Here is a 26,852-nt window from a genome sequence, read left to right as displayed (position 1 = left end):
TCAACACATTATATGTTGGTTAGAACAGACGTATCGTCTAACTGAGCATCGCTGTCAGTGCGAGGCATAGTCTCTAAGATAGTTTGCAAACGAGTCAGCTTAGCGTCAAGGACAGCTTGTTCTGCTGCAACTTTATTCTGCGCTCTTGCCATAAATGTTTGAATATATCCATTTAACAATACCAAACCTAAACGGTTGTTCTCTTTAAGAACGAACTTACTATTTGAGTTAGGAAGATGAACAATTAAGCTTTGAGCTGTTGCTGTATGGTGTAATAACTTCGAAAAGTCATCAGCTGCATCAGCAAAGGTTGTTTTATCATTAAAATCAAACGTGATAGGTGTTTCATAAGAATAAATTGCATCTTCTGTGTAAACACTTGCAAACTCACGGTAACCTTTACTTGCCGCTTGCAGACCAAGATCTGTGTTTTTGGTGGTTGAACCAAGCACAAACTGGTTAAGCATAGCGCGCAAAATACTGATATTTCCTGAAATAGGAAGGTTGAAGTATTGTGCTGCATCGTAAGCGAACGTTGGCATAGTTTCTATGTTCGTTGTTGCCCAGTCAGCCGATACGTTGTAATTGATATTTTGTGCCGCGTAGCCAGTCACTACTGCGGTAATTGCTTCTTTATCCATTACACCATTGGTTGCAACTGAACCGCTATTATAAATATCACCGCTAAGTACTTGGTAACATTGCGCTTCGTTAGGATCATTAGAGTCACCAAATGTATTACCTAATGCTTGACGACAAATACCCATTTTTAAGATTTCGCCGGCAAAGTTACTATCTGCTAGTGCAGCTGTTGTACTTGACGTTTTCAAACGTGGGTGGAAACGACCTAGTAGTGTTCTCACCGCCAGTAGTTTGTCTGGCCATACACCCAATACATCACGATCGTTAATGTACGGATGGTTAGGATCGGCAATGTCTGCAGTTAAACTATTTAATGAGTGTCCAGTAAATTCCACACCTTTAGGTGTGATATCAATACTTTGTCCATCAAGTGTATAGTGCTTGCTAGGTCCTTTAGGTAGTAAACGGTTGTTTGGACCTAATTGATCTAGCGCACTTTGCACCATTTTGTTTAATAGCTCTTGATGAGTATCGCCATCAACAATCACTTCACCTGGTTCAAGGTCTAATGGACCGTGTGCTTTAACATACTCTGACTTAACGAGATCAAATGGAAGATTCAAAAGACCTGGAGTCGGAACAGTAGCACCTGTTGAATCAGTAGTCTCGCTTTCATAGTAGGCTGAAATGTTACGATTCACTTGCGATAGGGCAGTAGTCAATAAGAATTGACGTGCGTTATCGGTACCTGCAACTAGGTCACATACTAACGATGCGATATGTTCATCGTTGTAGGTGGCCATCAGCATAGATAGGTTGCTTGGATCGTATTTACCAGTATCAGGATCTTGAGTACGACACTGCGTAATAATGCTGTGAATAATATTTTGGTGATCAAGACTCATAGAATCTTCACCAGAGCCTAATAGATCGTGTGAATCTTCAATAAACGCGTGTAGCGAGTTGAAGGTGTTCATTCGACCTAGTATGTAAGACGTTAGGTACGCCATACCATAGTCTTCTTGACCATTACGGGTGTTGTTTCTGGTGTAGCTGGCTTCGTAATCGTCAATTTTGTTGTGCACGATTTGTGCGCTGGTGAAGCCTGCGTCAAAGCGGTTACAAGTGTTGCCTAAGAAAACATTCTCATCTGTACAGAATTGGAAGCTCTTAAGCACTTTCTTCAGTTTAGCATCAGTAACACCACGTGAGTAATGACCATAGCCTTCACCGCGACCGTCTAGATCGGCAATTTCAGCACGACGTTTTTGATCGCGCGGTTTAAGGGAGATGTAGTTACCCTCAATTGGTGTGTCTTCTAGTCCAGCGTTTTTCGCACCTTTATATGCGGTTAGTGCAGCACTTGAAAGTTCAACTTTACGCGCATAACCAAAGCGTAGTGCCGCCATATCATAAGGGCCGTAACCTGTAGAGTAAGCGTCTAGGCTGTATTCCATACGGCTACTAGAGTTTGAATGCGGTTCAATGTTTGGATAACCCACAGAGGCCAGTTTTTGCTTCAATTTAGCCATTTGCGCGTCATTGAAGTTGTAGTTCTCTGCGTCCACACTACCTAAGAAGTTGTGACGTAGGCCTAGGCTGTGTCCCATTTCGTGAGTTAGTGTACTTGCAAAAATTGCCGCTGATAGTTTCACTTTTAGATCTTGCTGATCTGCAACAGTCAAATCTTTGAAGTTTTTCAGCTTAGTATGGGTAGCATCGGTGTAGTAATTATCGCTATTCCAGTTGATACGATATTTGTTTGCCGCCTCACCAGGTAATTCACGTACGCCTTGTGGCAGGGTGCGGTAATCGCCGTTGCCAAATGCCGTATGTTCAAGCGCTTGAACGCTCAACATGTTGTTACGGCCAAGGGTGTACATGTCTTCTTGTTTAGCTTGAGCTTGACGTTCTAGGGATACTGTTTCGCCCATTTCACGGTCAGCAATGATATCGCTTTGTGTTTTGTGGCGAGCTAATTCCATCACTTGACTGTTAGACAGTGCGTCAAAACCGCCTGCAAGTACGTTCGCTAAATGGTTTAACTTCTCACCGAATAAGTAGCTACCGTTCGAGCCAGGCAGTACAGGGGTGATAACATAACGAGCTTGGTTAGCCGTTAAGCCAGATTTGGTCGCTTTGTATTTAATTGGATTAGCAACTAGCTCATCAAATTGTTCTTGCGACATTTTGCCGTGGTTGTATGCACGACGCAGACGTTGCCAGTACGGCGGAACCACATTGATTGCGTTACCGCTATATTGGTTAACCACACCAGAAATAATTTCACCAGTGAGTGGGTTTACGGCACTTGGCGCGTAACCTAATAGGCCATTCGCTAATGGTTCATCGGCAAGTTCGATGATTGCGTAGCGTAAATCACCAGATTGACGATCGCCTGCTGGAGCCAATTCAATTTGAGGAACGCCAGTGTTAAATACTTCGTTTTCTGCGTTGATTAAGGCAATGCCCTGAGTTGCTGCCGCTAGATACGGTGCGTTCTTCGCTTCATAGAAGTTATTTGATAGATAGTAATGCAGTTTCGCTTTTTCAGGGTTCCAACGATTTAGGTATTGACGGAACTGACCATTTTGGTCGTCTTCGTTAAAGGTATCGTTATGATCAATGCGAGTTTTAAAGAAGCCAAATGTAGAGGTTTCTTGCTCTGCGTAAGGAACAGGTTTGTAGTTTTCAGAAACTAGAGTGCGGGAATGAGCGTCGCCATCTTTACGAGGAGAATCGAGTGCAACAATCGAAACAAAGCTAGTTACTGTCAGTGAGTAGTTGTCTAGGCTGTCTTGTGGTGAGAAGTCTGCACAGGCAGCAGATGTGCTTGCCGTGTAATCTTGTGCGATTTCTAAGTTGATAACGCCATTTTTTAGATCGATTTCATGACCGTTCCAAGTGACCTTTTTGCCGTCTGCTGTTTTTTCTGTGCGGTGAACAATACGTGGTTCGCCAACTTCAGTCAGACAACGGCTAATATCCATGTCGTTGAAACCAAGGTCTTTAACGGTAATGTTAGCTAAATCAGGAACGAAGTACTTTTTCTGATCCCATTTCACATCGGCATCAGTATTTTCTTCTTCTTGGTTAGTACACTTATCATAACTGTCAGTCGCACATTTATAATCAATGTAGCTACCGTTGATAGTCACTAATGGACGAAGATCTTCAGGATTATTATATGGAGAATATTCTTGGCCGTCACCGATAGCACCTTTGTCTTCTTGTAACACTTCAATCCCGTTTTCAGAACGTTGTAAAGTGACAAGTTTGGTATCGTTGTACCACGTGTTACTGCCTAAAGAAGCAAAGTAACGCGGTGCTTTACGAATAGTGCGTAGGTAAAGGTAACGACGAGCATGTGTTAAGCCATCAGCAGCTGTGACGGTTTGCTCGATGTCAGCGCTTGAAATCATGTCAGGGTCTTTGGCGACCGTGTCATAAGACTCATTACCTGGGCCACAACCAAAAAGGCTGGCGGAAACAAGTATTAAGCTGCAATGCAGCAGACTTTTTCTCATATTTTGTTCCTATTTAAACTTGCCATAAGTGTTAATCCACTTGGATGTATATCCCTATACAAGAGCTTACTGAACGCAGTTACTAGGTGCGAAACGGCTTCGCCTTGAGACAGCATTACTTGCATATGGTTATGTGGTTACACTCAACGTTACGTAATTCTTATCTGACTTTTAAAGACGAAAATACGGCTCAAAAGTTGCGATATTAAGTGAGCTAAAAGGAGGTGTTTCCTTATTGAGCTCTACTTATGGTCACGACTTTATAAAAATTGTTGGATAGCACTTAAATCGAGCTAAGCGTTAAAGCAAAAAAATCGTGACGCGCTATGTTAGCGCATTACATGTGTTGCATTTCAAATCGGTAAATAAGATTACGAAATTCACTGGAACTCAAAGCAAGGTTTTGTTAAGGGGGTAATGGCTAAATCTGAAATATGAGTAGGGGGAAGATTGAAGGTATTAAAGAGGAAAAATCCACATTAAATAAAGCAAAGCGGCACCTAAAAGGCGCCGCTGGTATGATTAGTCCATTAATAGACGATTGACAGTATCACGATCTAAACGTTTCACAAGTTCAGTGATAAGTTTAGTGGTCGCGTTGTAATCTTGTTTATGGATCATCGAAGTATGAGAGTGGATATAACGTGATGGAATACCGATTGAAATAGACGGTGCACCATTGCCAGATACATGCATCATACCTGCGTCAGTACCGCCGCCGTTTAATACTTGGTATTGGAACGGAATATCAAGCTCTTCACAAATAGTAATGCACAGTTCGCGCAGACCTTTGTGACCGACCATTGATGCATCTTTTAATGTCAGTTGCGGACCTTTACCCATTACGCCTTTGTTGTCACATCCAGGAGTATCATCGGCAATACCTACATCGACAGCAATCGCGATTTCTGGTTGAACTAAGTTAGATGCAGTGCGCGCGCCGCGCAGGCCTACTTCTTCTTGTACTGTGCCAACCGAGAACAATTGGTTTGGATGAGCAACGTCTTTTAGGTTGTCCATAACATCCAAAGCAATAGCACAACCAATGCGGTTATCAAACGCTTTACCTAGTAGGTAGTCTTTGTTCGCCATTTCGCGAAATTCGATATAAGGGGTGATCATATCGCCAGGTTTAATACCTAGAGCTTCAGCTTCTTCTTTTGTCGCAACACCGATATCGATGAACATAGCGTCAATTTCAACAGGCTTAGCACGCTCTGCAGGTTTAAGGATATGCGGTGGTTTACTGCCAATAACGCCGTGGATATGTTCGCCAGCACCGGTAGTAATTGTCAGCTGTTGCGCCAACATAACTTGGTTCCACCAACCGCCGAGTGGGGTGAATTTTACAAAACCGTCTTTGTTGATTTCAGTGACCATGAAGCCCACTTCATCCATGTGGCCTGCAAGCATAATGCGAGGGCCATTTTCTGCGCCCACTTTTTTACCAATAATGCTGCCAATGTTGTCTAATACAACGTCGTCTGCAACGCCTTCAAAGCGTTGCGCCATGTATTTGCGACACTCACCTTCGTTGCCCGGTACGGCGTTTAGCTCGGTCAGTTTTTTAAGTTCTAGAATTTTATTTTCCATCGATTTCTAACTCATTTGGGTTAAAAAAATAAAGTCGCCCAAAGGCGACTTTGTTATATATATCAGCGAGGTTTATTCAACAACAGGAAGTTGTTCCAACGCTTTAGTATCACGAGCTTTACGATAAGCCAGTGTTTTATATGCTGCAATTTGGTCTGCAGTTGCAGATGATAGATTCAACGCCGCTAATTTAGCGTTGATTCTAGTCATGTCATGCAACAAGCTAAGAGCCAAGATATTTTCACTGGTGATGGTGTAGTGCTTACCATTGATCAGATGATCTTTACCTTGCACGTAATCAGAGGCTAAGTGAATGCCTACAAATTCGCGCAATAGACGTGCATCATCTTTACTATTGGTGTCACTGTCTGTTGAATATAGCGCTACTTGGTTAAGTAGAGCGTGGAACAGATTTGTTTCACCTTTAGTTACGCCGTTGTTACGGTCAAAACCAAAACCAAGAACGGCACTAGTGACATCTGGGCTTAGCGCTTCGATGTTTTGGTATACCACATCATCATACGCAGGGTAGAAATCATCAACACTTGAGATACCTTCCCACTTCCAATGAGTCGTTGGGGTTTCCCCTGTAGTCAGGTCAAAGTCAGTTGGCAGTTGTGGGTATGAATTAGTGATTTGATCAATCGCCAATGCATTACAGTTTGCTTCAGGGCCAACTACTTTAGTGATGTCAGAACCATCGATGTCAGACATTGCTTTAGCATAGGTGCCATCAACATCAGCCATTGCCATACGACATAACATGCCTTTGAACAATCTATTGATTGGCGCAAAGTCAACCATAGCTTGGTGAGTCAAAGAACTAGTATTACGGTCAGTATGACGAGTAACAAGTTGTTGAATTGCAATTAAGCGATCAGGCCAGATACCCAGTTTATCCACTTCGTTAGAGTATGGATGTTCAGGGTCGGCTACTTTAGCACTTGAGCTGTTTAGGCTACGACCAACAAATTTAATTACAGGCGTAAACTGGGAGTATTTATCCCAATACTCTTTTTTGATACCAACTTGAACAGCCATAAGGTCAAGCAGTTTAGGGGCATCTGAGTATTGACTAATAACTTGCCCAGGTTGCAATTTATCTGCGTCATCTAAACTTGATAGGTCAAGGTCGTCGTATTTGCTCAGTAGGTAACTTAGGTTACTGACACTAGGCTTAGACCAAACAAGATTACCGTTGCTGTCTTTGAAGTTAATCAATACAGCAGCATCAGGCTGACTTGCTACTTGTAACAAGAATTTCGCAATACGGTTCTTAGCATTTACGCGGTCACAATACCAAGCAGAGCTATCATTCGCACACCAAGTATCTAGTGAGTTATCGCGAAGATTGATGCGTTTTTCAAGCCCACCAACATCTTCGATGAACTCGTGCATTCTAGAAAAGCCACTTTTACGAGAACTAATGTACGCATTGTAGTTAGTGTCAAAGTAATTAGCGCGATCTGAACGAGTGTTACGTAGTGTGTAGTAGTTCAGGTAACGTTCAACGTAGTACTGAGCAATTTCGTCATAGTTAAAGCCAATATCGAAACGGTTACAGTCACTGTTTAAGTCAACATGACCATCGGTACAGTATTTCCAACCAAAGAAGTTGCTGTAGCCATTGTCGTCAGATTTGCTATTCACTTTACCTGCTAGCTGTTCACTTAATAAGTTCACAGAGCCGGTGCGAGTTTTACCATTGTTGATGTCTTGCGCCCACTCATCACGACGTTTTTGGTCAAGATCTTTTAGTGAGTGCCAGTAGCTTGCTTTATCCCAGTCATCAACAGTTGTAGCACGGTTGTCTTGGATTTCACGACGGTAGCCAAAGCGGATTGCCGCTAAATCGTATGGACCAAAGCCCATGCCAAACATGTCATTCATGTACTCCATTTGAGTACTGGTTGACGTTGAAAGGCTTACATTTGGATAACCTAGTTTAGCCAGCGCTGCTTTTTGTTTAGCAATAGCCGTTTTGGTGTAGAAGTGTTTGTAATCCGTAGAGCCTTTGAAGTTATGGCGAAGACCAATACTGTGACCAAACTCATGGATAATAGTACCTACAAAACCAACCGCAGCGGTTTTAACAACCATGTCGTGACGAAGATCTTTAGGCAATTGTTTCAGTTGCTTAAGTTTGCCACCTACAATGCCGTCAACCCAAAGTTCAGGTTGTTTCCAATCAATTGCATAGCCTTTAACGCCTTTCGGTAGCACGCCATAGTTACCGCCAAGATTCATTGCGTCAGCAGTTAAAATATTGTGCTGAGAGTTGTAGTCCATACGGTCGTTATACAATTTAAGTATATTGTTGGCGTGTGCTACTGCTTGTTGGTTTGATTGGATATTGCTAGTGTCAGCATTTACTTTCTCTGATAGATCTTGCAATTCACTAAACTTAAGTGGCTGTTGAGCAACTCGAGTCATTGTGTCTTCCATCACTGGCAGTAGATTTGAACCGTTTTGCAGTGCAGCAGCCAATCGTGCGTCAGCTTCTTTAATCAAATCATCTTGATTTCGTGGCTTAGCCGCCGTGTCAATTGCATTTGCAATATCAGCAGGAGCTTGAGCGGCATTTGCTGTGATACTTGCTTCAGTGTTGGTTGCGTGAGTGTAATCCGTTACGCCTTCCAACTTAGTATTTTGTAGCGGAGCATCAGGGTAGGTTGCACCAGTTGCTTCTTTTACAGAATCAGGGTTTAAACGACCAAGGTTATAGTCACGTACGAAAATATCGTAAGAGAACGCAGCATTGCCTAGGAAGTTACCACTAAATTGGTTGAAGCCAGCACTTACGATTTCACCTGTGAGTGGATCATCACTGCTGTTTGCTACACCCAATAGGCCATTATCTAGAGGCTGGTCAAATAGTCTTAGGAAGCTATAACGTAAATCACCGTAGCGTTTGTCTTTAGCTTGTACAAAGTTGATGTGAGGCAACCCTGTGTGGTACATGCTGTTTTGGGTGTTGATGATAGCTTCCGCTTCTTTAGCCGCGGCAAGGAATACGGCGTTATCTTCATCCCAGAAGCTGTTAGATAAGTAGTAATTTACTTCTTCTTTATTCGGATCAAAGCGGTTTAGATAGGTGCGTTTGTAGCCAGTTTGATCTGATTGGTATTCGTTATCACGGTATGTGTGTGAAGTGGTAAAGAAACCAAAGGTGTTACCGTCTTCTTCTTGGTATGGGATCGCTTTGTAGTCTTTAGAAACGATCTTATCACGCTCAACCATTGAGAAGTATTCAGTGGTTTCAAAGCTTAGCTTATCCACATCCCAATCGCTGGCGAATTTAGGGATACAGCTTGCGCTCGGTACAGAGTAAACCGATTTCAACTCAAAGTTGATTACGCCATTTTTAAGGTCAAGAAGGTAGCCTTTCCACTGTTCAGCAGGTACTTTTGCCAATACAGAGCTGACAGGGTTTACCGCACAGCTTAGAGAGAACAAGTCGTTGTAATCTTGCTCTGCAATGCTGACGTCAGAAAAGTCAGGTACGAAGTAATGTTTTTGGTCCCAAGTTAATGACTCACTTGAATCCACTTCTTCTTTGTTAGTACATTTATCGTAGCTGTCTTCAGAACATTTGTAGTCTACGTATTTACCGCCAATGGTCAGAATTGGGCGATAGTTGTTTTCTGTGTCAAAACGACCACTGTGTCCGTCACCTACATTGTCGGTGTCGAGTTGTACAACTTGAAGTCCGTTTTCAGTCATACGGAATTTTACTAACTTGACGTCATTAGGCACTTTACCACGTACTGCAGTAAGGTAACGTGGTGTTTCGCCTAGCATACGACGGTATAGAAAGGTCTTCGCTGATAGTGTATTGAGATCTGAAACTTTCAGCTCGTAAGGGGAGCGATCAACCTTGTCATACGCCTCATCCTTGGGACCACAGCCTACAAGTCCTATGGTTGCAGCAAGTATACTGCAACCTAATAAGCTCTTATTCATTATTATATCCTGGTAATAATTATACTAAATGACATGCTACTTTGTGCTCGTCGCAACTTAGAGTAGGGGAGCGTTCAAAACATCCTTTTTCAGCAAGACGGCACCTTGTTGAAAACGCACACCCTTTTGGTGGATTCATTGGAGAAGGAATATCACCATTAAGGATTATTCTGTCTTTTTTCGCCCAAGGATCGGGTTGAGGAATGGCAGAAATCAGTGCTTCTGTGTAAGGGTGTTTAGGCGTGTTGAAAACATCTTCAGCGTTGCCTATTTCCACAAACTTTCCTAAGTACATTACGGCAATTACGTCCGAAACATGTCGGACTACAGAAAGATCATGCGCAATAAAAATTAATGCGATGTTCATTTCCTTTTGTAGGTCAAGAAGTAGGTTCACGATTTGCGCTTGAACAGAAACGTCTAAGGCCGAGACTGATTCGTCACACACGATCAGTTTAGGTTTTAGCGCGATTGCTCTTGCGATACCAATGCGTTGACGTTGGCCACCAGAGAATTCATGTGGGAAACGTGAAGCGGCGTTAGGTCGCAATCCTACTTTGACTAACAATTCTGAAACCCATTGGTCTCGCTCTTTTGCTGTGCCTATGCCATGAATTTCGAAGGGTTCTTTGATGATGTCCCCGACAGTATGGCGTTGGTTTAGGCTCTCAAGAGGGTCTTGTAATATGATCTGCATTTCTTTGCGAAGTGAAGTCATCTCTTTGGCATTTAAGTTCGTGATGTCACGACCTTCAAAGAAGATGCTGCCTGCAGTTGGCTCGTACAATTTAAGCAAGGTACGCCCTACGGTGCTTTTACCACACCCAGATTCGCCGACAAGACCAATGGTTTGGCCGGGATAGAGGTCAAAAGAGACGCCATCCACGGCATATACGTATTTTTTGGGTTGAAACAGTTTGTTGGAGACCAAAAAGTGCTGTTTCAAATCTTTAATTTGGAGTAAAGGAGTTGCTTGAGTCATTACATAACCTCTTTAACAGCAAGACAAGAAACAAGATGGCCAGGTTCAACCAATGCCGGCTCGGGTCTAGTGCTATGACAATGATCCATTGCTTTAGTACAACGGTTGACGAAGCGACAACCAGACGGCATATCTTTTAATTGTGGTACGCTGCCCTCAATGGTAGTGAGCTGCGTTTTTGGTATAGAAGAGACGGTCGGCATTGATGCCAACAATCCCTGTGTATAAGGGTGGGTAGGTTTACCAAAGATTTGATAAACATCGCCTTGTTCAACGACATTACCGGCATACATAACCGCAACGTCATCACAAATTTCAGCCACTACGCCCAAGTCATGGGTAATGAACAAAATCGCCATTCCCAATTCGTCTTGCATGCGTTTCATCAGCTCAAGAATTTGCGCTTGAATGGTCACATCCAATGCAGTAGTAGGTTCATCAGCGATCAATACTTTGGGCTCACAGGCGAGCGCCATCGCAATCATGACACGTTGACGCATACCACCTGAAAGCTCATGCGGGTAAACATCTAAACGTTTTTCCGGCTCAGAAATGCCCACTTTTTTGAACATTTCTAGGGCGGCCTGACGGCGGGTAGCCTCAGTGGTGTATTTCGTGCTATGCAGTTCATACACTTCTTCCACTTGCTTGCCGACACGGACTACTGGGTTTAGTGCCGTCATCGGATCTTGGAAGATCATTGAAATATCATGACCACGAAGTTTGCAGCGCTCGGCTTCGTTAAGTTTGGTGATATCACGACCTTCAAACAGTATTTCACCTTCAGTCACGCGACCGTAAGGCTGGGGCAGTAGGTTCATGATTGATGCTGCAGTGATACTTTTACCACAGCCAGATTCACCAACGATACCAAGGGTGCGACCTTTGATAACATCAAACGTCACGCCGTTGAGTGCAGTAATATCGCCTTCATCGGTATTGAACTTAGTAGTCACGTTGTGCAGTGACAGTAATACTTTATTTGACATACTTAGACCTTATTGACCGATGACTTGAGTGCTTAAATGCGTCATTTTAGGGAAGGTTTTACCTTCACTTTTTGCTTGTAGAACTTCATGTTTTAGATCGGTATCGATCCACATTAATCCCAGATCAAGGCCACTTTCGTCGAATAAGAATCGAGATTGTGCAGTACCTACTTTGTCTGGTAGGCGAACGTAACGCCAATGCGCCGCACGAGTGAATTGCGACACAGTTCCAGGGATAAAGCAGTTGTATGCCATTACCATGCGTTGAATTTTGTTCGATTGTTTCACTTGCTCAGCGACCGTAGAAGCTTGGTCAAACTTGGCAATCAACTTGTCCATTTTTGGATCAGCAAAACTGAAAAAGTTGTTGGTTTGCGGAACAATATTGCTGGAGTGGAAATATTGTCGGTATGCAGGATATAAGCCTGATGACATAGACAAGTAAGCCATTTGGAATTTCTTCTCTAATAGCGATTTAAATCCTGTAGAGCCATCAACCAATTTAAGCTCAAGATCTAAGCCGGCTTTTTTTGCTTGTTCTTTGAGGATGATAACATCAGCGGTATTGCGCGGACTTAGGTAAGTCAAGGTCACTTGTAGTGAATTGCCTTGTTTGTTGTACAGCAGTCCATCCGAACCTAAAGTGTTATAACCGGCTTTTGCGAAGTGTTTTTTCGCTTCGACAGGGGAGAAGGGCTTAACACCGACATCTTTTGGCGTGGCATAAGCGCCTACTAACGTACCAAAGCCGTTTTGTCGTGTAGCTTCACCATGACGTACGTGCTTAATCACAGATTCGAAGTTGATGGCGTATGCGACGCCTTCACGAACTTCGCTGTCCTTAAGCAGAGGATCGACCATGTTAAGCCACAAGCCTGAAGCGCCTACAGACACTTCGTTATTAAGCATAGATTTTACAATGTAGCCTTTTTGGAAAGGTTCAGAGTTGGTTTTATCAAACCATAATTTCTGAGAGTTGATGTTAAACACATCTAACTCGCCTTTTTCAAAGTAGCGGTACGCTAAATCTGGGTCACGAATAACAGAGAAACGAATCTTATCTACGTTAAAGCGATTTTTTAGGTAGCGGTTATGATAGCCCCACCAATCTTTAACGTGTGACATCTCAATTGTACGGCCTTTTTTAAGTGCCGATACGTAGTAAGCGCCAGTGGTCGGCTCTGCTTTCCAGTTGTATTCGCGGATGTAGTTTTTACCAATACCATTTTTGAAAAAGTGTCTTGGTTTAGGTTGCAAGTTAATGCGGTCGATAAGTAGCGCTTCTGGTAACGCATCAGACGACTGTAACGAAATGGTGTATTTGTCGTAGACGGTTAAATTAACGATTTTTTCAGTGTAATAGTTGCTATAAAACGGCGCGTGTACGTTTTTGTTTTTTACGTATTCAAACAGAAACGCATAGTCATCTGCGGTGATTGGCACACCATCAGACCAAGTCGCTTTTGGGTCTAAACGGAAATACATCGTTTTACCGTCTTTACCAAATGCCCACTGCTCAGCAAGCTCAGGATAAGGTTGTAGCGTATTTGGATGAATGCCCAATAAGCCCGGGTGATTATCCATTAGATATGAACGAAATGCCGTATTTGAGTCTGGGCCGATAGTACGCATAGTCAATGGGTATGACGGAACATACAAATTAAGCGTGCCGCCACGTTTTGCTTTTTCACTGGCAAACAAAGGCAGATCAGGATTTGATATCCATTTTAAGTCTTTAGGCAGTTGCGGAGCTTGTTTTGCCTGTTGAGTCGTTGCTGGCGCTGATGTGGCTGGCGCGGCATTGGCGTAAACAGGCGCTAATAGCGTTGTTCCTAATAGCGCAACCAATAACGTTGATAGTTTTAGTGTATTTAGATTCATGATATTAGCTGTACTTAGTTTGTTTCTTAGGATCGAAGGCTTCACGAATAGCTTCACCGATGAAAGTAATCATGGTGAGAATTCCCACAATCGAGAACACTACGGAACTCATGATCCACCATGCATCAAGGTTGGATTTACCTTGTTGCAATAAATCACCCCAACTTGGGGTAGGGGGAGTTAAGCCTAAACCTAAATAATCGAGAGCAGTCAGCGTTGAAATGTTGGCAACGATGGTAAACGGCGCCAAAGTGACAATCATTACTAGCGTGTTCGGTAGAATGTGCTTGGTGATGATGCGCCATGTGCCAGCACCTTGTGCTCTGGCCGCCAGTACGTATTCACGCGCTCGCTCTTTGTAAGAAATGGAACGCATGTACCAAGTGATGGGAATCCAACCAAACAGAACGTTGATAAAGACAAATAAAGCAAAGTTTGGCTTCATTATCGACACTAAAATCATGATCACGTACAGCATGGGTAACATCGACCAAACTTCGATAATACGCTGCATGATAAGGTCAAATTTACCGCCTAAATACCCCATGGCACTGCCGACAATTACGCCAATAAAGTAACAAATAGCCAGTGTTATGAAGGCATAGAAAATAGCGATACGGAAACCGTACACCAAGCGCGCCAGTACATCTCGTCCTGAGTTATCAGTGCCAAGATAGTGTTGCGCGTGTGCATTGGGTGCACTAGGTGGGAAACCGTTCGAGTAATCTTGCTCTAGCGGATTCCAAGGTACGATAGGCATGATGACCCAGTCGCCCTTGTCGGCTTTTTCAAATTTAGCTTGTAGGTCGCGATAGTTTGCTTCGTAACCATATTGTTCGCCAAAATCTTCACCGGTACGCATCTTAGAATACGTTGGGAAGTAAAGGTGTCCTTGGTAAGAAACCACCAAGGCTTTACTGTTGATCAGAGCCTCTGAAAACAGTGACAGTACAACTAACAGTACTAAAAATATAAGAGAAAAATAGCCTCGCTTAATTGAGCAAAAGCGTGCAATTTTCTTTTTAGTTAATTCATCAAAGTTAAACATTATTTACCAAACTTAACGCGAGGATCAACGGCCGCTACACACAGATCCGATATGATATTACCGAACATAAGCAGCAGTGCAGAGAGAGACAAAATACCCATTACAACAGGGTAATCTCGTTGAATAATAGCTTCGTAGCCAAGCAGTCCAATACCGTCGATATTGAATACCACTTCAATTAAGAATGAGCCGGCAAGGAATACACTAATCACTGAGCCAAAATGGCTCGCAATAGGAATTAAGCTGTTTCTTAATGCGTGTTTGTAAACCGAGTCTTTGTAGGTTAAGCCCTTGCTTACCGCTGTTTTGATGTAATCGGCTGACAAGTTTTCAAGCAAGTTGTTTTTCATTGTCATAGTCAAGATGGCAACATCGGCGATGGTGTAACAAATGACCGGTAAAATGGCATGAGAAAACAAGTCTTGTACTTTGCCAAATAGGGTGAGCTCTTCGAAGTTATTACTGGTGAACCCCCCGAGAGGAAGTACATCAAAATAAAAGGCGAGTAAGGAGAGCAATAGCACGCCGAGCACATAGTTTGGCATCGAATAACCAATGAAAATGATAACCGAGCTGATATTGTCGCCTTTGCTACCATGGTGAATCGCTTTGTAGATCCCCAGAGGAATTGCGATACCGTAGCTAAGAATTAACGCTATTACACCGTAGAATAAAGACACCGGCATACGCTCTTTAATCATGCTCCACACCGGATCATAGTAACGAGTTGATACGCCTAGGTTGAGATGAACCAAGTCTTTCAACCAGTCTGAATACGCGATATAGACGGGTTTATCCATTCCATACAGTGCTTTTAACTCGTTGATTTCACTTTCTGAAAGGGTTTGAGAGGCTGTTTTAGCCCCACCGCTCATTTGCATTTGTGAGATCATTCGTTCAACAGGTCCACCTGGAACGAAACGAGTCAAACAAAAGATCAGTACTGTTATTCCTAAAAAGGTAGGAATAATCAGTAAAAGTCTCTTAATAAAATAACCTAGCAATTTAATTTCCTTACTTTGTATTGACTGCCTAGAACGTATAGTAGGTTGTTAGGTAAAAATGGGGGTCTTTATCATCGAACAGATCTGAAATTGGGCTTGGACCGTGTTCAGGATCGTAATATTGAGCGCTGTTGGTATAACCCACACCGACGTAGATGTTGTCGGTAGCTTGATAGCCTAACTCTTCAGTATGACTGATGGTTGGGTAGGTGGTGGAACCTTGATAGGTAATGTAGTTGTAGTCATCTAAGCTCACCGTAAAGTAAAACTTGTCAGAGATTTGATATGTTGTATCAAGGGTTAACGCCAAAGTGTATTCAGTTAAGTTTTGGCCGCCGGCAGTTTTGTACTTATTAAAATACTTAGTGACCGATGGTGTTAGAGACAGGCTTAAACCATCGACATAGCGGTCTACATCAAATGAAATTGGCACATAGCCTTTTAAACCAAAGTACAGATTAGTGTCTTGGGAGTATTGTGTGGTTGGTAAAATGACGCGACCTTGCACACCAATAGTGGTGAAATCATCAAAGAAGCTGTAAAGGTTGTTGTATTTTGCATACAAAGAAGTTGATGACATACACCAGTAATCTTTGGTGTGTGTAGAACAGTAAGCGGTATCTAGGTAGTAAACACCGGTAATAACGCCTGCGCTGAAATTTGGTGTGAACTGATAACCTAATTTTAGGTCAATAGAGAAACTGCGATCGTCTCTATAGTCGCTTGCCCAATCATCGGAGTAGGTACCCGCGACATAACCAGTAAACGCTGGTTGGAAAGTTTGGCTTGAATCAGCGTCTGCATTTTGAGTATTAGCTATAGTCGTTTCATTTGCCAAAGTTGTTGTCGCAGTTAGCGAAAGTAGGGCAAGTAAAACTCCGTTTTTTACCACTAGATTTGATCTGTTCAATTTGATATCTCAATAAAAATGAAAGTGTGTACGTATTGAGAGGGATTGGGAAACAACCAATAGCACTATACAAAGGTTAATAAACCACTCTTAATGCAATCGGCAGTTTCTGCAGATTTATATACGGGCAGTTGAATATTCTGAGTAGTTATAGAATCAGCAATCCTTACTAACTATAAAGCGAACAAACTCATTAAACCTAACTAGCGATAACTCAAATAGCTATAAGCCAATAAACGATAATACTTAGTTAATAAAGGTGATCGTAAAATTGAATCATATCTATGCGAGTTAGTTCCCTCACACGCGTGTTACTAAATTTTATAGTATATGACTCACTTATGCTTTTGATATAAATCAATATAAAAAAATCAAAATCGTCCATATATAAGAACAAAACTTTCATTTTTCGTCATTTAATAACCAATGCGGGCTGGCTTGGGATGAATTCAATCATTAAAAATGAAATATTAAAAACCATTTTTATATTTGCGAAAAATTAATTCTATTTATAAGTCGATATGTAACTTGATTTCTATTATTTGAATTATTATTGAGCTAATTTGGAATTTATTTAAATTGGTGACTAACAGTGATTATTTTCGAAATGAGCAAACTTCTTCCTGCGAAAGGTAACGCCATTGTCCTGGCTCAACATCTAGAGTCAGTGTGCCTATTTGCTCTCGGTGTAGAGCAACCACTCGATTGCCTATTGCAGAGAACATGCGTTTCACTTGATGAAACTTCCCTTCAATAATACTTAGGCGTACGTCTTTTGCTGATAATATTTCTAATGTCGATGGCCGGGTAAGAACTGACTCACCCTGTAGTGATAGCCCTTGTTTGAATCGTGATTTGGCGTCCTCGGCGATATCCCTAGCAAGCGTGACACGATATACCTTAGGGCACTTTTGCTGCGGATTGGTGATAGCAAATGACCAACGGCCGTTATCTGTGATTAATACCATTCCTGTGGTATCAGCATCTAAACGTCCCGCGATATGAAGTTCAGAGACCTTTTCAATTTGCATTGAATTAAATAATGATGGATACACTTCATCGATATTAGAACAAATAGTGCCACTGAGTTTGTTCATCATAATATAGCGAAACGGCCGAGGTGTAAGAACATGAGTATTTAACTTTATGATATTGTTTTCATGTACTTGGGTCTGTTCTTTTGTCTCGATAGTTCCATTGACAGAAATATGCCCATTATGAATATGAAACAATGCCTCTGTTTTATTTAACTCGGTGCTTTTACAGACAAATTTATCAAGACGCATATATATCACAATGCATTATTCGTAACCTTTATCTTAATTATCAATACGCTACTGTTGGAAGCTTTGTTAAGTATTCAGTGTTAATTAATTTGTATATTAGTTAAATACTCGATCTCTTACTTGTTGTTCCAGTTCAAATAGGTGATTAGTCGCTTCCATATAATCAGGATAATCAATAAAGTGCTTTTGATACTCTGGTGTCATAATCTGTATTTCTTCAGCGCGCATTAATTTCCAATACAGCGGGGTGGTGTGCAGCATAGTCGCTAATGGTTTAAACACTTGTTTTTCATAAGCTAAAAACAGATCTTCTAGTGTGGCTTCACGTTCATTTTCACTTTGGATTGACGCTTGGATAGAGGCCAGCGCTTTTTGGTAGTGAGCGTTGCCTTGCAGGCCTGACATCACTGGGATATTTTCTTTGGCCAATTCTTTAAGTTGCGTATGAACACTCTCAAGCCATGCCTGCTTGGTGAGTTCTTCTGGGGTAACGTTGTCAAAGTGATGGCGGATTTTCTTTTCCAGCTTTACTTGCGAGCTTACTAACGCTTTACGAACTTTTTGAAATGAAAGTTGATAGGTTTTGCACAGTTCAATGATTAAGTCATGAAATCCATTGTCAGGGAAGTGCATACAGGCTTTAAATGTGGCAATGGCGTGTTCTTGTTGAGGGGTTAGCTCACTCATTGTGTCTTGATCCTTAAACTGTGGTGTAACGGTATTCTGTCTTTCAATGTGTGCTTTAAGCACGCTAAAGTAAAGTTGAAAATAGAGAGATGGTTTACAAGGCTTATAAACCAAAGCCCACTTTAGGTAACATACGCACCGAGCGCACGCCCCATGGGGTTAGGTCAGGTTTAGGCTCGCCGGTATAGTTACCCAAGCAGATATAGCCTTTTGAAAGATAACGATATAAGAAATCCCCACCTTCTTGTTTAGCGGTTCTCTCATCATATAAAGGCAGAGCAATACGCTCCACACGCAAATCAGAAGCCTGCTTAAAAGCGGGATAAACCGAAGAGTTAACTTGATGGGCATCCAGATTTTTTAATAGTGCTTTGTCTGACATTGATGCTTTCTTACGAATAAAAAGCATAATCATACGTTTCTGTTGTTCCGATGAAACAATAAGCATTTCCATAACGATAATTCCTTTGAAAGAAGCGCAGTATATAAGAAGTGCGGGGTCAGGTCTTGAAATTTGCACAGCTAGTTTTTACAAGTGTAGTTATGCTCGAAGTAGATACCAATAAAGCCAATCGATCCTCTGTCGCTGTAAACAAGATCATAGTCGGATAAATGCTTCTATACTTTGTTGAATAACATCAAAGGAGAGATTTAAAATGCTGAATGAAAACCACGCCTTTATTATTGATTTTCCTGAGCTAAAACTCGATATCGTTCAGTTAAACCATGATGATCCCGTGTTTAAAGCTAAGCTTGAGGAATATCATCAACTCGATTATCAAATCCGCGAACTTGAAGTTTCAGGTAGCCCAATAGACGACAATGAAATGCATGATCTCAAATTAAAACGCATGGAGTTAAAAGACAGTTTGTATCTCCAATTGACTCAGCACCATGGGGTCAGGTCTTGATATTTGCATGATTGGTATAACGAAACTTTATACCTGAGCATGTGAGTGACACAGTAAAAGTAAGCAGAAAAGTGTAAGTTACACTAACAATCTTTAATGGCGCTTTTCTGCTTATCGACTAACTCTGAATGGGTTTGATAATTTTAAATGTCTTTAAAAGCAGATTCATTTTTTCACTTCATCTATTAATCTTATCTAAAATCAATCGGTTATGCTTGTTGTGGGGTGGCTTCCTATAGTGAGGCTTAATACCCCTTGATTATACTAATCGCTATCTCGATAAACTGCCTGCAGTTAAATTCCCCCCAAGGTCCTGCAAATTTCAAGACCTGACCCCCAAGATACATTCGGTTACAAACTTTTTTCTCGCGATGAAATATAGTGTTTCCAACGTAAATTGAATCGAGCGAAAAAGGCATCAATTATGAAAACAATTAGCTTAGCAATCTCTGCAATTTTATTATCACATGCAGCATTAGCTGATACTGGCAACACATACATTCGTAACGGTAACATCTACACACACGAAGGCCATGCAGTAATCGGTGGTGGTGTCATTACCGGTAGCAAAATGTATAAAGGTCAAAAAGATCAAACCAGTGCTTACATCAATGGTGGTTACCATGGTGTCGACTTCAATGCGGATTTAACCGGTATTAACTATCGTTTCCTTGGTACTAACGAAGATACATTTAACATGAGTGTATTTGTTACAACTAACCCTGGTTTGGATGCTGATGATGCCACTATTCTTAAAGGCATGAAAGACCGTGACATGAGTGCTGATCTAGGTTTGAACGCTGACGTTCATCTTGGTCAAGGGACTCTTGCGGGTAAATTCCAACAAGATGTTACTGGCGCATACGAAAGCTTCCAAGCGGACTTAACTTACTACCACCCATTGGCATTCGGTAGCGTTGATTTTGTTCCTTATGCTGGTGTTCACTACTACAGCGAAAAATTTGTTAATTACTATGGCGGCGTTTCTGCTGCTGATGCGACTGCTGAGCGTCATGAATATAAAGGCGACGGAGCATTTGCTTATAAAGTAGGTTACGCAATGGTAGTCCCTGTTACTGAGCACGTTGATATTACTCAATCAACTGGCTACTCATACATCTCATCTGATTTTGCTGACTCGCCACTGATTGATACTCAAAATCAATGGGCAACAACACTAGGTGTGAATTACACATTCTAAGTAGAGGATGAATGATGAAACTATTTAAACGTATATCAGTCATTGCCATATTTGCTTGTATGTTGTCGGCGTGTGCTACGCCGTACAACACTCAAAAAAGCTTTTGGACCTTTGGTCAAGGTTTTGAAACTACGCAAATAGCACCAGATAGCTGGCAGATTAGTTTTGTAGGTAATGATCACACTGATAGAGCCTTGATGCGAAAATACGTCATGCATAAATCAGCTAAATTATGTCATGATGCTGGTTTCCCATACTTTATCTATACCACTGAGCAGACGACTCGTGATGCTGTAGGCGGTGTAGGAGTAGGAACTAAAATTAACAAAGACTTTATGTTCAACACGTCAAGCACGTTGCAAGAAGGAACAAGTATTGTCGAGGTTACCGGCCTAAAAACAAAACCTGCAAATCCAACAGGTCGCGTTTACGATACTGAGTTTTTGTTGAAGCATCTAAAAGTAAACGAATAGTTTCATCCTGACTGATAACTTATAATATCTAAAACGCCATATTTCTTAATATGGCGTTTTTTGTTTTGGGCCATCTCTTGGGGTCAGATCTTGAAATTTGCATGATTGAAGAGGGTAGGCTTTTGTATAGCGAGAGTCACTGTTGATGGATTGATGGATTGGTGGATCAGATATTGAGAAAGGTTAGACGAACTTAGAATGCCAAAGACGTGCTACCCAGTATTTATTGGTTCAGTCATAGAGCCGTAAAATAGACGTCTTCTACATCAACCTAATACTTTAATTTCTATTTATCTTTCAATTACTCAATGGTTTATTAAGTTTCTAGCTTGCCTGTCACAGGGAGAGAGTTAAGGGCTGTTAATTAACTATTGAGGCAAGGAAAAATAGACGCTGTTTCGTTTCAGTGACTCGTACCTGCAAATTTCAAGACCTGACCCCATCACCTTGCCCCATCAACTGTTGTTATTAATTAGGAAGGTTAAGCGCATGCTGGCACCGCCAAGTTCTTTTGAGCGGTGAATGGTAAGAGGGGAGCCCATCCAGTGACCGATGCGGTTGACTATTGCCAGTCCCATACCGTGGCCAGCGTTGCCTCGGCTTTGTTGGCCGCGTACAAAAGGTTTTATCACTTGTGCTGCTTCTTGCTCATCAATGCCTTTGCCGTCGTCATCGACACTGAGTATGACGGTATGCTCTGTCGTTGTTATCTGAACTTTGATGGTACTTTGCCCAAAACGTTCCGCATTGCTCAATAAATTGCCCACTTGCATAGAGAGATACATAGGATCGCTCTGCACCCAAATAGGGTCAGCATCAGGGTTGAAGATGAGATTATGTTTATCCATTGAGTAACTTGCTAGCTTTGTTTGCAGCCAACTATTGAGTTCAATAGGCTCTAATTCTGGCTTAATATTGGCTTGATCAAGTCTAGCGTAGCTTAAGAGAGTCGATACAAGCTCTTCCATAGAATTAAGGTCATGATTTAAGCGCGAAAAATACTTAAGTTTGAGCTTTTCATTGTCGGTTTCTTCTAATGCTTCAATACCAAACCTTAGGCGGGCAATCGGGGTTTTTAAATCATGGGACACCGCGCGACTTAACAGTTTATTGTCGTCGACCAATTGTTGTATGCGGTCTGCCATGCCATTAAATTCTTGCTCAATCTCGGAAATATAAGAGGATTTTTGTATCTTTATGCGGTGTTGTAAATTACCCATACCAAAAGATTTGGTCGCTTTACTCAAATTTAATAGTTGCTTAATTAATGGTGATACCCAAAGCAGTAATATAACGACTATTCCGGTATAAAAGAGGGCGGTATACATCTTATTAAGATCTAGCCCCTGATCTTCAGGTGGTATTAATTGAGTTTGGATATTGAGTACTTGATGGGTTTTAGGCAGTCGATAATGCAAAGACACCCCTTCATCGGATTGCAACAGCAATTGTCCGTCATTCTCAAATTGTGCTTTTAATGATGCAGGTAATGGGAACTGAGCTTCCGAGATAAGTGAAAGCTGTTCTTGATTATGTTCATTCCAAGTATCAATAAGATTTGTTGGGGGATATCCCAGCTGATCATCAAGTATTTGAGCGAAGCTACTCCCGGCCAGTCTAAGCGCCTGTATGCGTTCAGAGGTAGTCACTGAGGCCACTTTACTATCATGTTGCTGTGCATACTGACTGATCGACCACCCTAAGATCACTATCGATGCAAGAACAGCTATTACCAGTGAGACAATGAGTTTTCTCATACTAATACTTCTACTTGGTTATTCGTCTTCACGACAAAATAAGTAACCCTTACCTCGAATCGTTTTGATTTTATAAGGCTGTGCGGGAGCTTCTTGCAGTTTTTTACGCAAACGAGAAATGCGAATATCGATTGAGCGATCAAAGCCATCATATTCTATGCCGCGCAATTGGGTAATAAGCTCAGTTCTGGGTACAACACTGCCTTCTTTGGAGGCCAGTGCCCAAAAAGCGTCAAATTCGTTAGAGTTTAGATCCAGTTGATGGTCATCAATTGTGACCGACTTTGCTGTGGCATTTAAAGTCAGAGAATCAAATTGTAAAAGCTCTTTTGGCACTTCATCACTGGCGCGGCGCAGCAAGGCTTTAATATGAGCAAGCATTACTTTAGGGCGGATGGGCTTAGTCAAATAATCGTCAGCGCCAACTTCTAAGCCTTTGATTTCATCACCGTCTTCCACACAAGCGGTCATAAATAGGATAGGGCCGGAATAAAATTTTCTGGCTTCTTTACAGACATCAAAGCCGTTTTTTACTGGTAACATGACGTCCAGCAATACCAAATCCGGTGTTTCTTCTTCAATCATTTCTAGTGCATAGTCACCTTGACTGGCAATGGTGATGTTGTAGTCATGATCAAGAAGATAATCGCCAATCCATTCTGAAAGAGAGGCGTCGTCTTCAACCACTAATATGTGTTTTTTATCGGTCAAAATAGTCTCCATCCAGATTGTGATTGCTTAGGGGCTTTATATACCCAAGTGACCACCACTTTTACTTCAGCGAGCGGCTGCGCTGTAGTTTGATCAATTAAGCGAAACTTTGTGGTTTTATCTTTATTGAAACTGTATTGATATTGTTGCATCAAACGACCTTGCCAACAGATCACTTGCTTACCAGTCTCAGATTGCAATAAACAAAATTTGCCGTCAGCCGGAGTTTTCCATTGAAAAACAATATCTTGATAACAGGTCTGTCCCTTATGTAGTGCAACACATTGTTCCGGTGTCGCAGTAAAAGAGACGTCTTTTTCTTTCGCCATTACCGGAGTTGTGCCAGCTAGCGACAATAAACAGCAGTAGAGTAGTCTATTCACATCGCCCCCTAAAACACATAACTAATTGACACGTTGAATAACGAGTTGTAATCAGCTTTGATAAAGGGACTATCCGTTATTTCGTCGGACAACGCGGTTACGCGATAGGTCGAACGGAACACCACATTTTGAGTAATAGGGTAGGCTGCGCCAAATTCAAGGCCGTAGTTAAAAGCTGCTCCAGCTTCATATTGTTCAAATTGCGTGGTTGCTTCTTCACGGCTTACGCCATAAATATTGTTGGTGAGTTTACTAGAGAGATAGGAAACACTACCGAGAGTGTATAGGTTCCAGTTTTTAACTTGCCAAGACTTACCGAGTTTAATCGAGCTTTGTAGGCCCAAATTGTCAGTGTAATCACTGACAATGCGAAATTGGAACACATAATTGTCATCCCAATAACGGGTAGCACGAAGACCCGCACCAACATAAATGCCTTCATCGGCCATTAGGTAATTATTACGTTGAGCCTCATTGAGCGCGCTAAGATTGACGTCTTTGTCTCGTAGCCAAGTGGTTTCAACATTAGCCGCTAAAAAATCAACAGACCAATCTTCAGAATTCCAGAAGTTATAACCAAGGTTAGCACCGTCTTGAGAGAGGTGTACCAGTTCAGCAAATAGGCCTTTATATTGATACACACCACTGAGCAGCAACATCGGTTGAAAGTCTTTGTGTTCAGTAGCGCGAATATCCACTTGATTGGTCACAAGACCAGATGCGCCTACTTCAAAATAACCGCCATTTTCATGGCGTCCGCCATTTTGTGTTGAGTTAGCCGTGATATCTTCAGCCATACTAGGCATAGTGACAACCAGCCCCAATAGCAGAGCAGCTAGGGTTGATGGCCTAACGAAATCACGTAGTAAAAGGGGCATCTTCTGTTGAACAACAAAATACGGTTTCATCTTGTTCCAAACTATTTCTTAACGCATTTAACTATTATGACTGTGTGTTAAATGTGAGTCCAATATAATGGGGGGGTCAGGTCTTGATATTTGCATAAATCAGACAAATCCCCAGTTAAATAGCTCGGATAACTTCTTCTTCAATAAAAAAACAGCAACCATTAGCGATAAACTAAAGTTGCTGTTTTTCATTATCCGGTGGCTTGATAAAGATGCATCCGTGCAAATTTCAAGACCTGACCCCGCAATTAGTCACGCAGTTCGCGGCGTAGGATTTTGCCTATGTTGGTTTTGGGTAGTTCGTCTCTAAATTCGATGACTTTAGGGATTTTGTAGCCGGTGAGGTGTTGGCGGCAGTGCTTTTTGATATCGTCGACAGTGACAGGGTCACTTGTGACTACGATTAGTTTTACGCGTTCTCCTGCTACGTCATCGGCAACGGCTACTGCAGCGGCTTCTACGATTTTGGGATGTAGGGTGGCGACTTCTTCTATTTCGGTTGGGAAGACGTTGAATCCTGACACTAAGATCATGTCTTTTTTTCTATCTTCGATATAGAAAACGCCATCTTGGTCCATTCGGCCAATATCACCAGAGCTTAACCATCCATCGGCAGTAAGAACCGCTTTGGTTTCAGCGTCTTGTTTCCAGTAGCCTTTCATAACTTGTGCGCCGCGTACTTGAATTTCACCGACTTCATTGGTGGCTAGAGGTTGTCCGTTGTCGTCGACAATTCTTAGCTCTGTGCTTGGCAGTGGCACGCCTACCGCAGAGACATACTCTTGTTGGGTGTGAACGCCGCCTGCAACCACTGGAGAGCACTCTGTCATGCCGTAGCCTTCAATAACGGGCATGCCTGTTACTTTTTGCCATTCATCAGCAGTGTGCTTTTGAGTCGCCATTCCGCCAGCGATGGTAAATTGGGCACTAGAGAAATCCAGTGCTTTAAATTTACTGTTGTTGAGCAGAGCTGCAAATAAGGTATTGAGACCAAAAATCATGGTAAACGGGTATTTGCCAAGGTCGGTAACAAAGCTCTTTAAATCACGAGGGTTAGTGATAAGCAGGTTTGTACCGCCCATATACATCATTAGCATCATACTCACAGAGTTAGCAAAAATGTGATAAAGAGGAAGGGGAGTAACCGCAAGCTCATTCTCTTTGGCAGTTCTTGGGCCAAAGTGGGCGAACACTTGCAGTACATTGGCAATGATATTTTTGTGGGTAAGCATCGCCCCTTTCGCAACCCCAGTGGTACCACCTGTGTATTGCAGGTAGGCAAGATCGTCATGTTCGATATTAGGCGCGTTAAACTCCATGCGCTTGCCTTCGGTTAACACGCGGCGTAATGAGATTGCGCTAGGCAGGTGATATTTTGGCACCATTTTCTTGACGTACTTCACCACAAAATTGACTAAGGTGCGCTTATGTGGCGCTAACTGGTCGCCAATACTGGTTAAAATGACGTGTTTAAGGCTAGTTTGGTCAATCACTTTTTGTAAGCTATCACCGAAGTTTGTCACCGCGACAATGATGCTAGCGCCAGAATCTCGAAGTTGATGTTCAAGCTCTCTTGGAGTGTAAAGTGGGTTTACATTCACCACCACCAATCCCGCTTTCAGTGCGCCAAGGATAGTGATTGGATACTGAAGAAGGTTTGGCATCATTAGCGCAATTCTGTCGCCTTTTTTCGCTTTTAACTCAGTTTGTAAATACGCGGCGAAGGCGTCACTTTTATCATTCAATTCTTGATAGGTGAGCGAGTGACCCATGTTAATGAACGCGGTTTTATCTGCGAATCGGTTAAACGAGTCATCAAACATTTCATTAATATTTTTATATTTGTTTGGCTCTATAAATTCTGGGACGTCGCTAGGATAAGTGTTTATCCATGGTTTATGGCTTGTGCTCATTGGTATTCTCACGCTTTTTGTATACGTGTATTTTAATAGATTATTCTAAGGAAGGAATTAATTTAGTGATTATTCAAATAATAATCAGTTTGTTAGATTATTTTGTGAGCAAATATGAGCGGGGTCAGGTCTTGAAATTTGCA

The 26,852-nt window shown here is 42.0% G+C and carries 20 protein-coding genes; 3 read left to right on the top strand and 17 right to left on the bottom strand.

Features of this window, described 5'->3' with window-relative positions; genetic code table 11:
* Window positions 1-8: 8 nt before the first annotated feature.
* The 12 genes from QV280_RS07555 to QV280_RS07500 all read right to left on the bottom strand — a co-directional run bounded on the left by QV280_RS07555 (window position 9) and on the right by QV280_RS07500 (window position 18,906).
* Window positions 9-4,109, bottom strand: a complete 4,101-nt coding sequence (locus tag QV280_RS07555) for a zinc-dependent metalloprotease (RefSeq protein WP_152819787.1) — start codon at window positions 4,107-4,109, stop codon at window positions 9-11.
* Between the two features lie 522 nt (window positions 4,110-4,631).
* A complete protein-coding gene (locus tag QV280_RS07550) occupies window positions 4,632-5,702 on the bottom strand; it encodes a M42 family metallopeptidase (protein ID WP_152819788.1) in 1,071 nt (356 codons plus the stop codon).
* Window positions 5,703-5,774: 72 nt separating this feature from the next.
* Window positions 5,775-9,665, bottom strand: a complete 3,891-nt coding sequence (locus tag QV280_RS07545) for a zinc-dependent metalloprotease (RefSeq protein WP_152819789.1) — start codon at window positions 9,663-9,665, stop codon at window positions 5,775-5,777.
* A 19-nt stretch (window positions 9,666-9,684) separates the two neighbouring features.
* Window positions 9,685-10,647, bottom strand: a complete 963-nt coding sequence (locus QV280_RS07540) for an ABC transporter ATP-binding protein (RefSeq protein ID WP_023403651.1) — start codon at window positions 10,645-10,647, stop codon at window positions 9,685-9,687.
* Entirely contained in the window at window positions 10,647-11,636 is a 990-nt protein-coding gene (locus tag QV280_RS07535; RefSeq protein WP_152819790.1) for an ABC transporter ATP-binding protein, read from the bottom strand. The genes QV280_RS07540 and QV280_RS07535 overlap by 1 nt, the downstream gene beginning before the upstream one ends.
* A 9-nt stretch (window positions 11,637-11,645) precedes the next feature.
* The gene (locus QV280_RS07530) at window positions 11,646-13,517 is read right to left on the bottom strand and encodes an extracellular solute-binding protein (protein ID WP_023403653.1); all 1,872 of its coding nucleotides are present in this window, start codon (window positions 13,515-13,517) and stop codon (window positions 11,646-11,648) included.
* 4 nt (window positions 13,518-13,521) lie between these two features.
* Window positions 13,522-14,565 carry an ABC transporter permease gene (locus QV280_RS07525; protein WP_023403654.1) on the bottom strand — a complete coding sequence of 348 codons (1,044 nt, stop codon included), beginning with the start codon at window positions 14,563-14,565 and terminating at the stop codon, window positions 13,522-13,524.
* The gene (locus QV280_RS07520; protein WP_023403655.1) at window positions 14,565-15,569 is read right to left on the bottom strand and encodes an ABC transporter permease subunit; all 1,005 of its coding nucleotides are present in this window, start codon (window positions 15,567-15,569) and stop codon (window positions 14,565-14,567) included. The genes QV280_RS07525 and QV280_RS07520 overlap by 1 nt, the downstream gene beginning before the upstream one ends.
* Window positions 15,570-15,597: 28 nt before the next feature.
* Complete coding sequence (locus QV280_RS07515; RefSeq protein ID WP_152819791.1) at window positions 15,598-16,479, bottom strand: hypothetical protein; 882 nt, start codon at window positions 16,477-16,479, stop codon at window positions 15,598-15,600.
* Window positions 16,480-17,075: 596 nt separating this feature from the next.
* On the bottom strand, window positions 17,076-17,765 hold the full coding sequence (locus tag QV280_RS07510) for a pseudouridine synthase (RefSeq protein ID WP_152819792.1): 690 nt from the start codon (window positions 17,763-17,765) through the stop codon (window positions 17,076-17,078).
* Between the two features lie 96 nt (window positions 17,766-17,861).
* Entirely contained in the window at window positions 17,862-18,452 is a 591-nt protein-coding gene (locus QV280_RS07505) for a hypothetical protein (protein ID WP_152819793.1), read from the bottom strand.
* Between the two features lie 103 nt (window positions 18,453-18,555).
* Complete coding sequence (locus tag QV280_RS07500) at window positions 18,556-18,906, bottom strand: hypothetical protein (protein WP_023403659.1); 351 nt, start codon at window positions 18,904-18,906, stop codon at window positions 18,556-18,558.
* A 202-nt stretch (window positions 18,907-19,108) separates the two neighbouring features.
* Between QV280_RS07500 and QV280_RS07495 the strand changes: the two genes are divergently transcribed.
* The 3 genes from QV280_RS07495 (at window position 19,109) to QV280_RS07485 (ending at window position 21,037) form a co-directional block, all read left to right on the top strand.
* On the top strand, window positions 19,109-19,363 hold the full coding sequence (locus QV280_RS07495; protein WP_023403660.1) for a YdcH family protein: 255 nt from the start codon (window positions 19,109-19,111) through the stop codon (window positions 19,361-19,363).
* A 424-nt stretch (window positions 19,364-19,787) separates the two neighbouring features.
* Entirely contained in the window at window positions 19,788-20,564 is a 777-nt protein-coding gene (gene ompV / locus QV280_RS07490; protein WP_023403661.1) for an outer membrane protein OmpV, read from the top strand.
* Between the two features lie 11 nt (window positions 20,565-20,575).
* On the top strand, window positions 20,576-21,037 hold the full coding sequence (locus QV280_RS07485; RefSeq protein ID WP_023403662.1) for a CC0125/CC1285 family lipoprotein: 462 nt from the start codon (window positions 20,576-20,578) through the stop codon (window positions 21,035-21,037).
* 455 nt (window positions 21,038-21,492) lie between these two features.
* Here the strand turns inward: QV280_RS07485 and QV280_RS07480 are convergent, their stop codons facing one another.
* From QV280_RS07480 to QV280_RS07460, 5 genes are all read right to left on the bottom strand, one after another.
* Entirely contained in the window at window positions 21,493-22,794 is a 1,302-nt protein-coding gene (locus QV280_RS07480) for an ATP-binding protein (protein ID WP_023403663.1), read from the bottom strand.
* 18 nt (window positions 22,795-22,812) lie between these two features.
* The gene (locus tag QV280_RS07475; RefSeq protein ID WP_152819794.1) at window positions 22,813-23,505 is read right to left on the bottom strand and encodes a response regulator; all 693 of its coding nucleotides are present in this window, start codon (window positions 23,503-23,505) and stop codon (window positions 22,813-22,815) included.
* Window positions 23,502-23,888, bottom strand: coding sequence for a DUF3019 domain-containing protein (locus tag QV280_RS07470; protein ID WP_023403665.1), 387 nt, complete (start codon window positions 23,886-23,888; stop codon window positions 23,502-23,504). Before QV280_RS07470 ends, QV280_RS07475 begins: the two co-directional genes overlap by 4 nt.
* An 8-nt stretch (window positions 23,889-23,896) precedes the next feature.
* Entirely contained in the window at window positions 23,897-24,796 is a 900-nt protein-coding gene (locus tag QV280_RS07465; RefSeq protein WP_205530074.1) for a MipA/OmpV family protein, read from the bottom strand.
* A 248-nt stretch (window positions 24,797-25,044) separates the two neighbouring features.
* Window positions 25,045-26,709: a long-chain-fatty-acid--CoA ligase gene (locus QV280_RS07460; RefSeq protein WP_023403667.1), complete on the bottom strand. Its 1,665-nt coding sequence runs from the start codon at window positions 26,707-26,709 to the stop codon at window positions 25,045-25,047.
* Between the last annotated feature and the right edge of the window lie 143 nt (window positions 26,710-26,852).

The organism is Vibrio sp. B1Z05 (assembly GCF_052955985.1).
This window is presented reverse-complemented; position numbering and strand designations above follow the sequence as displayed.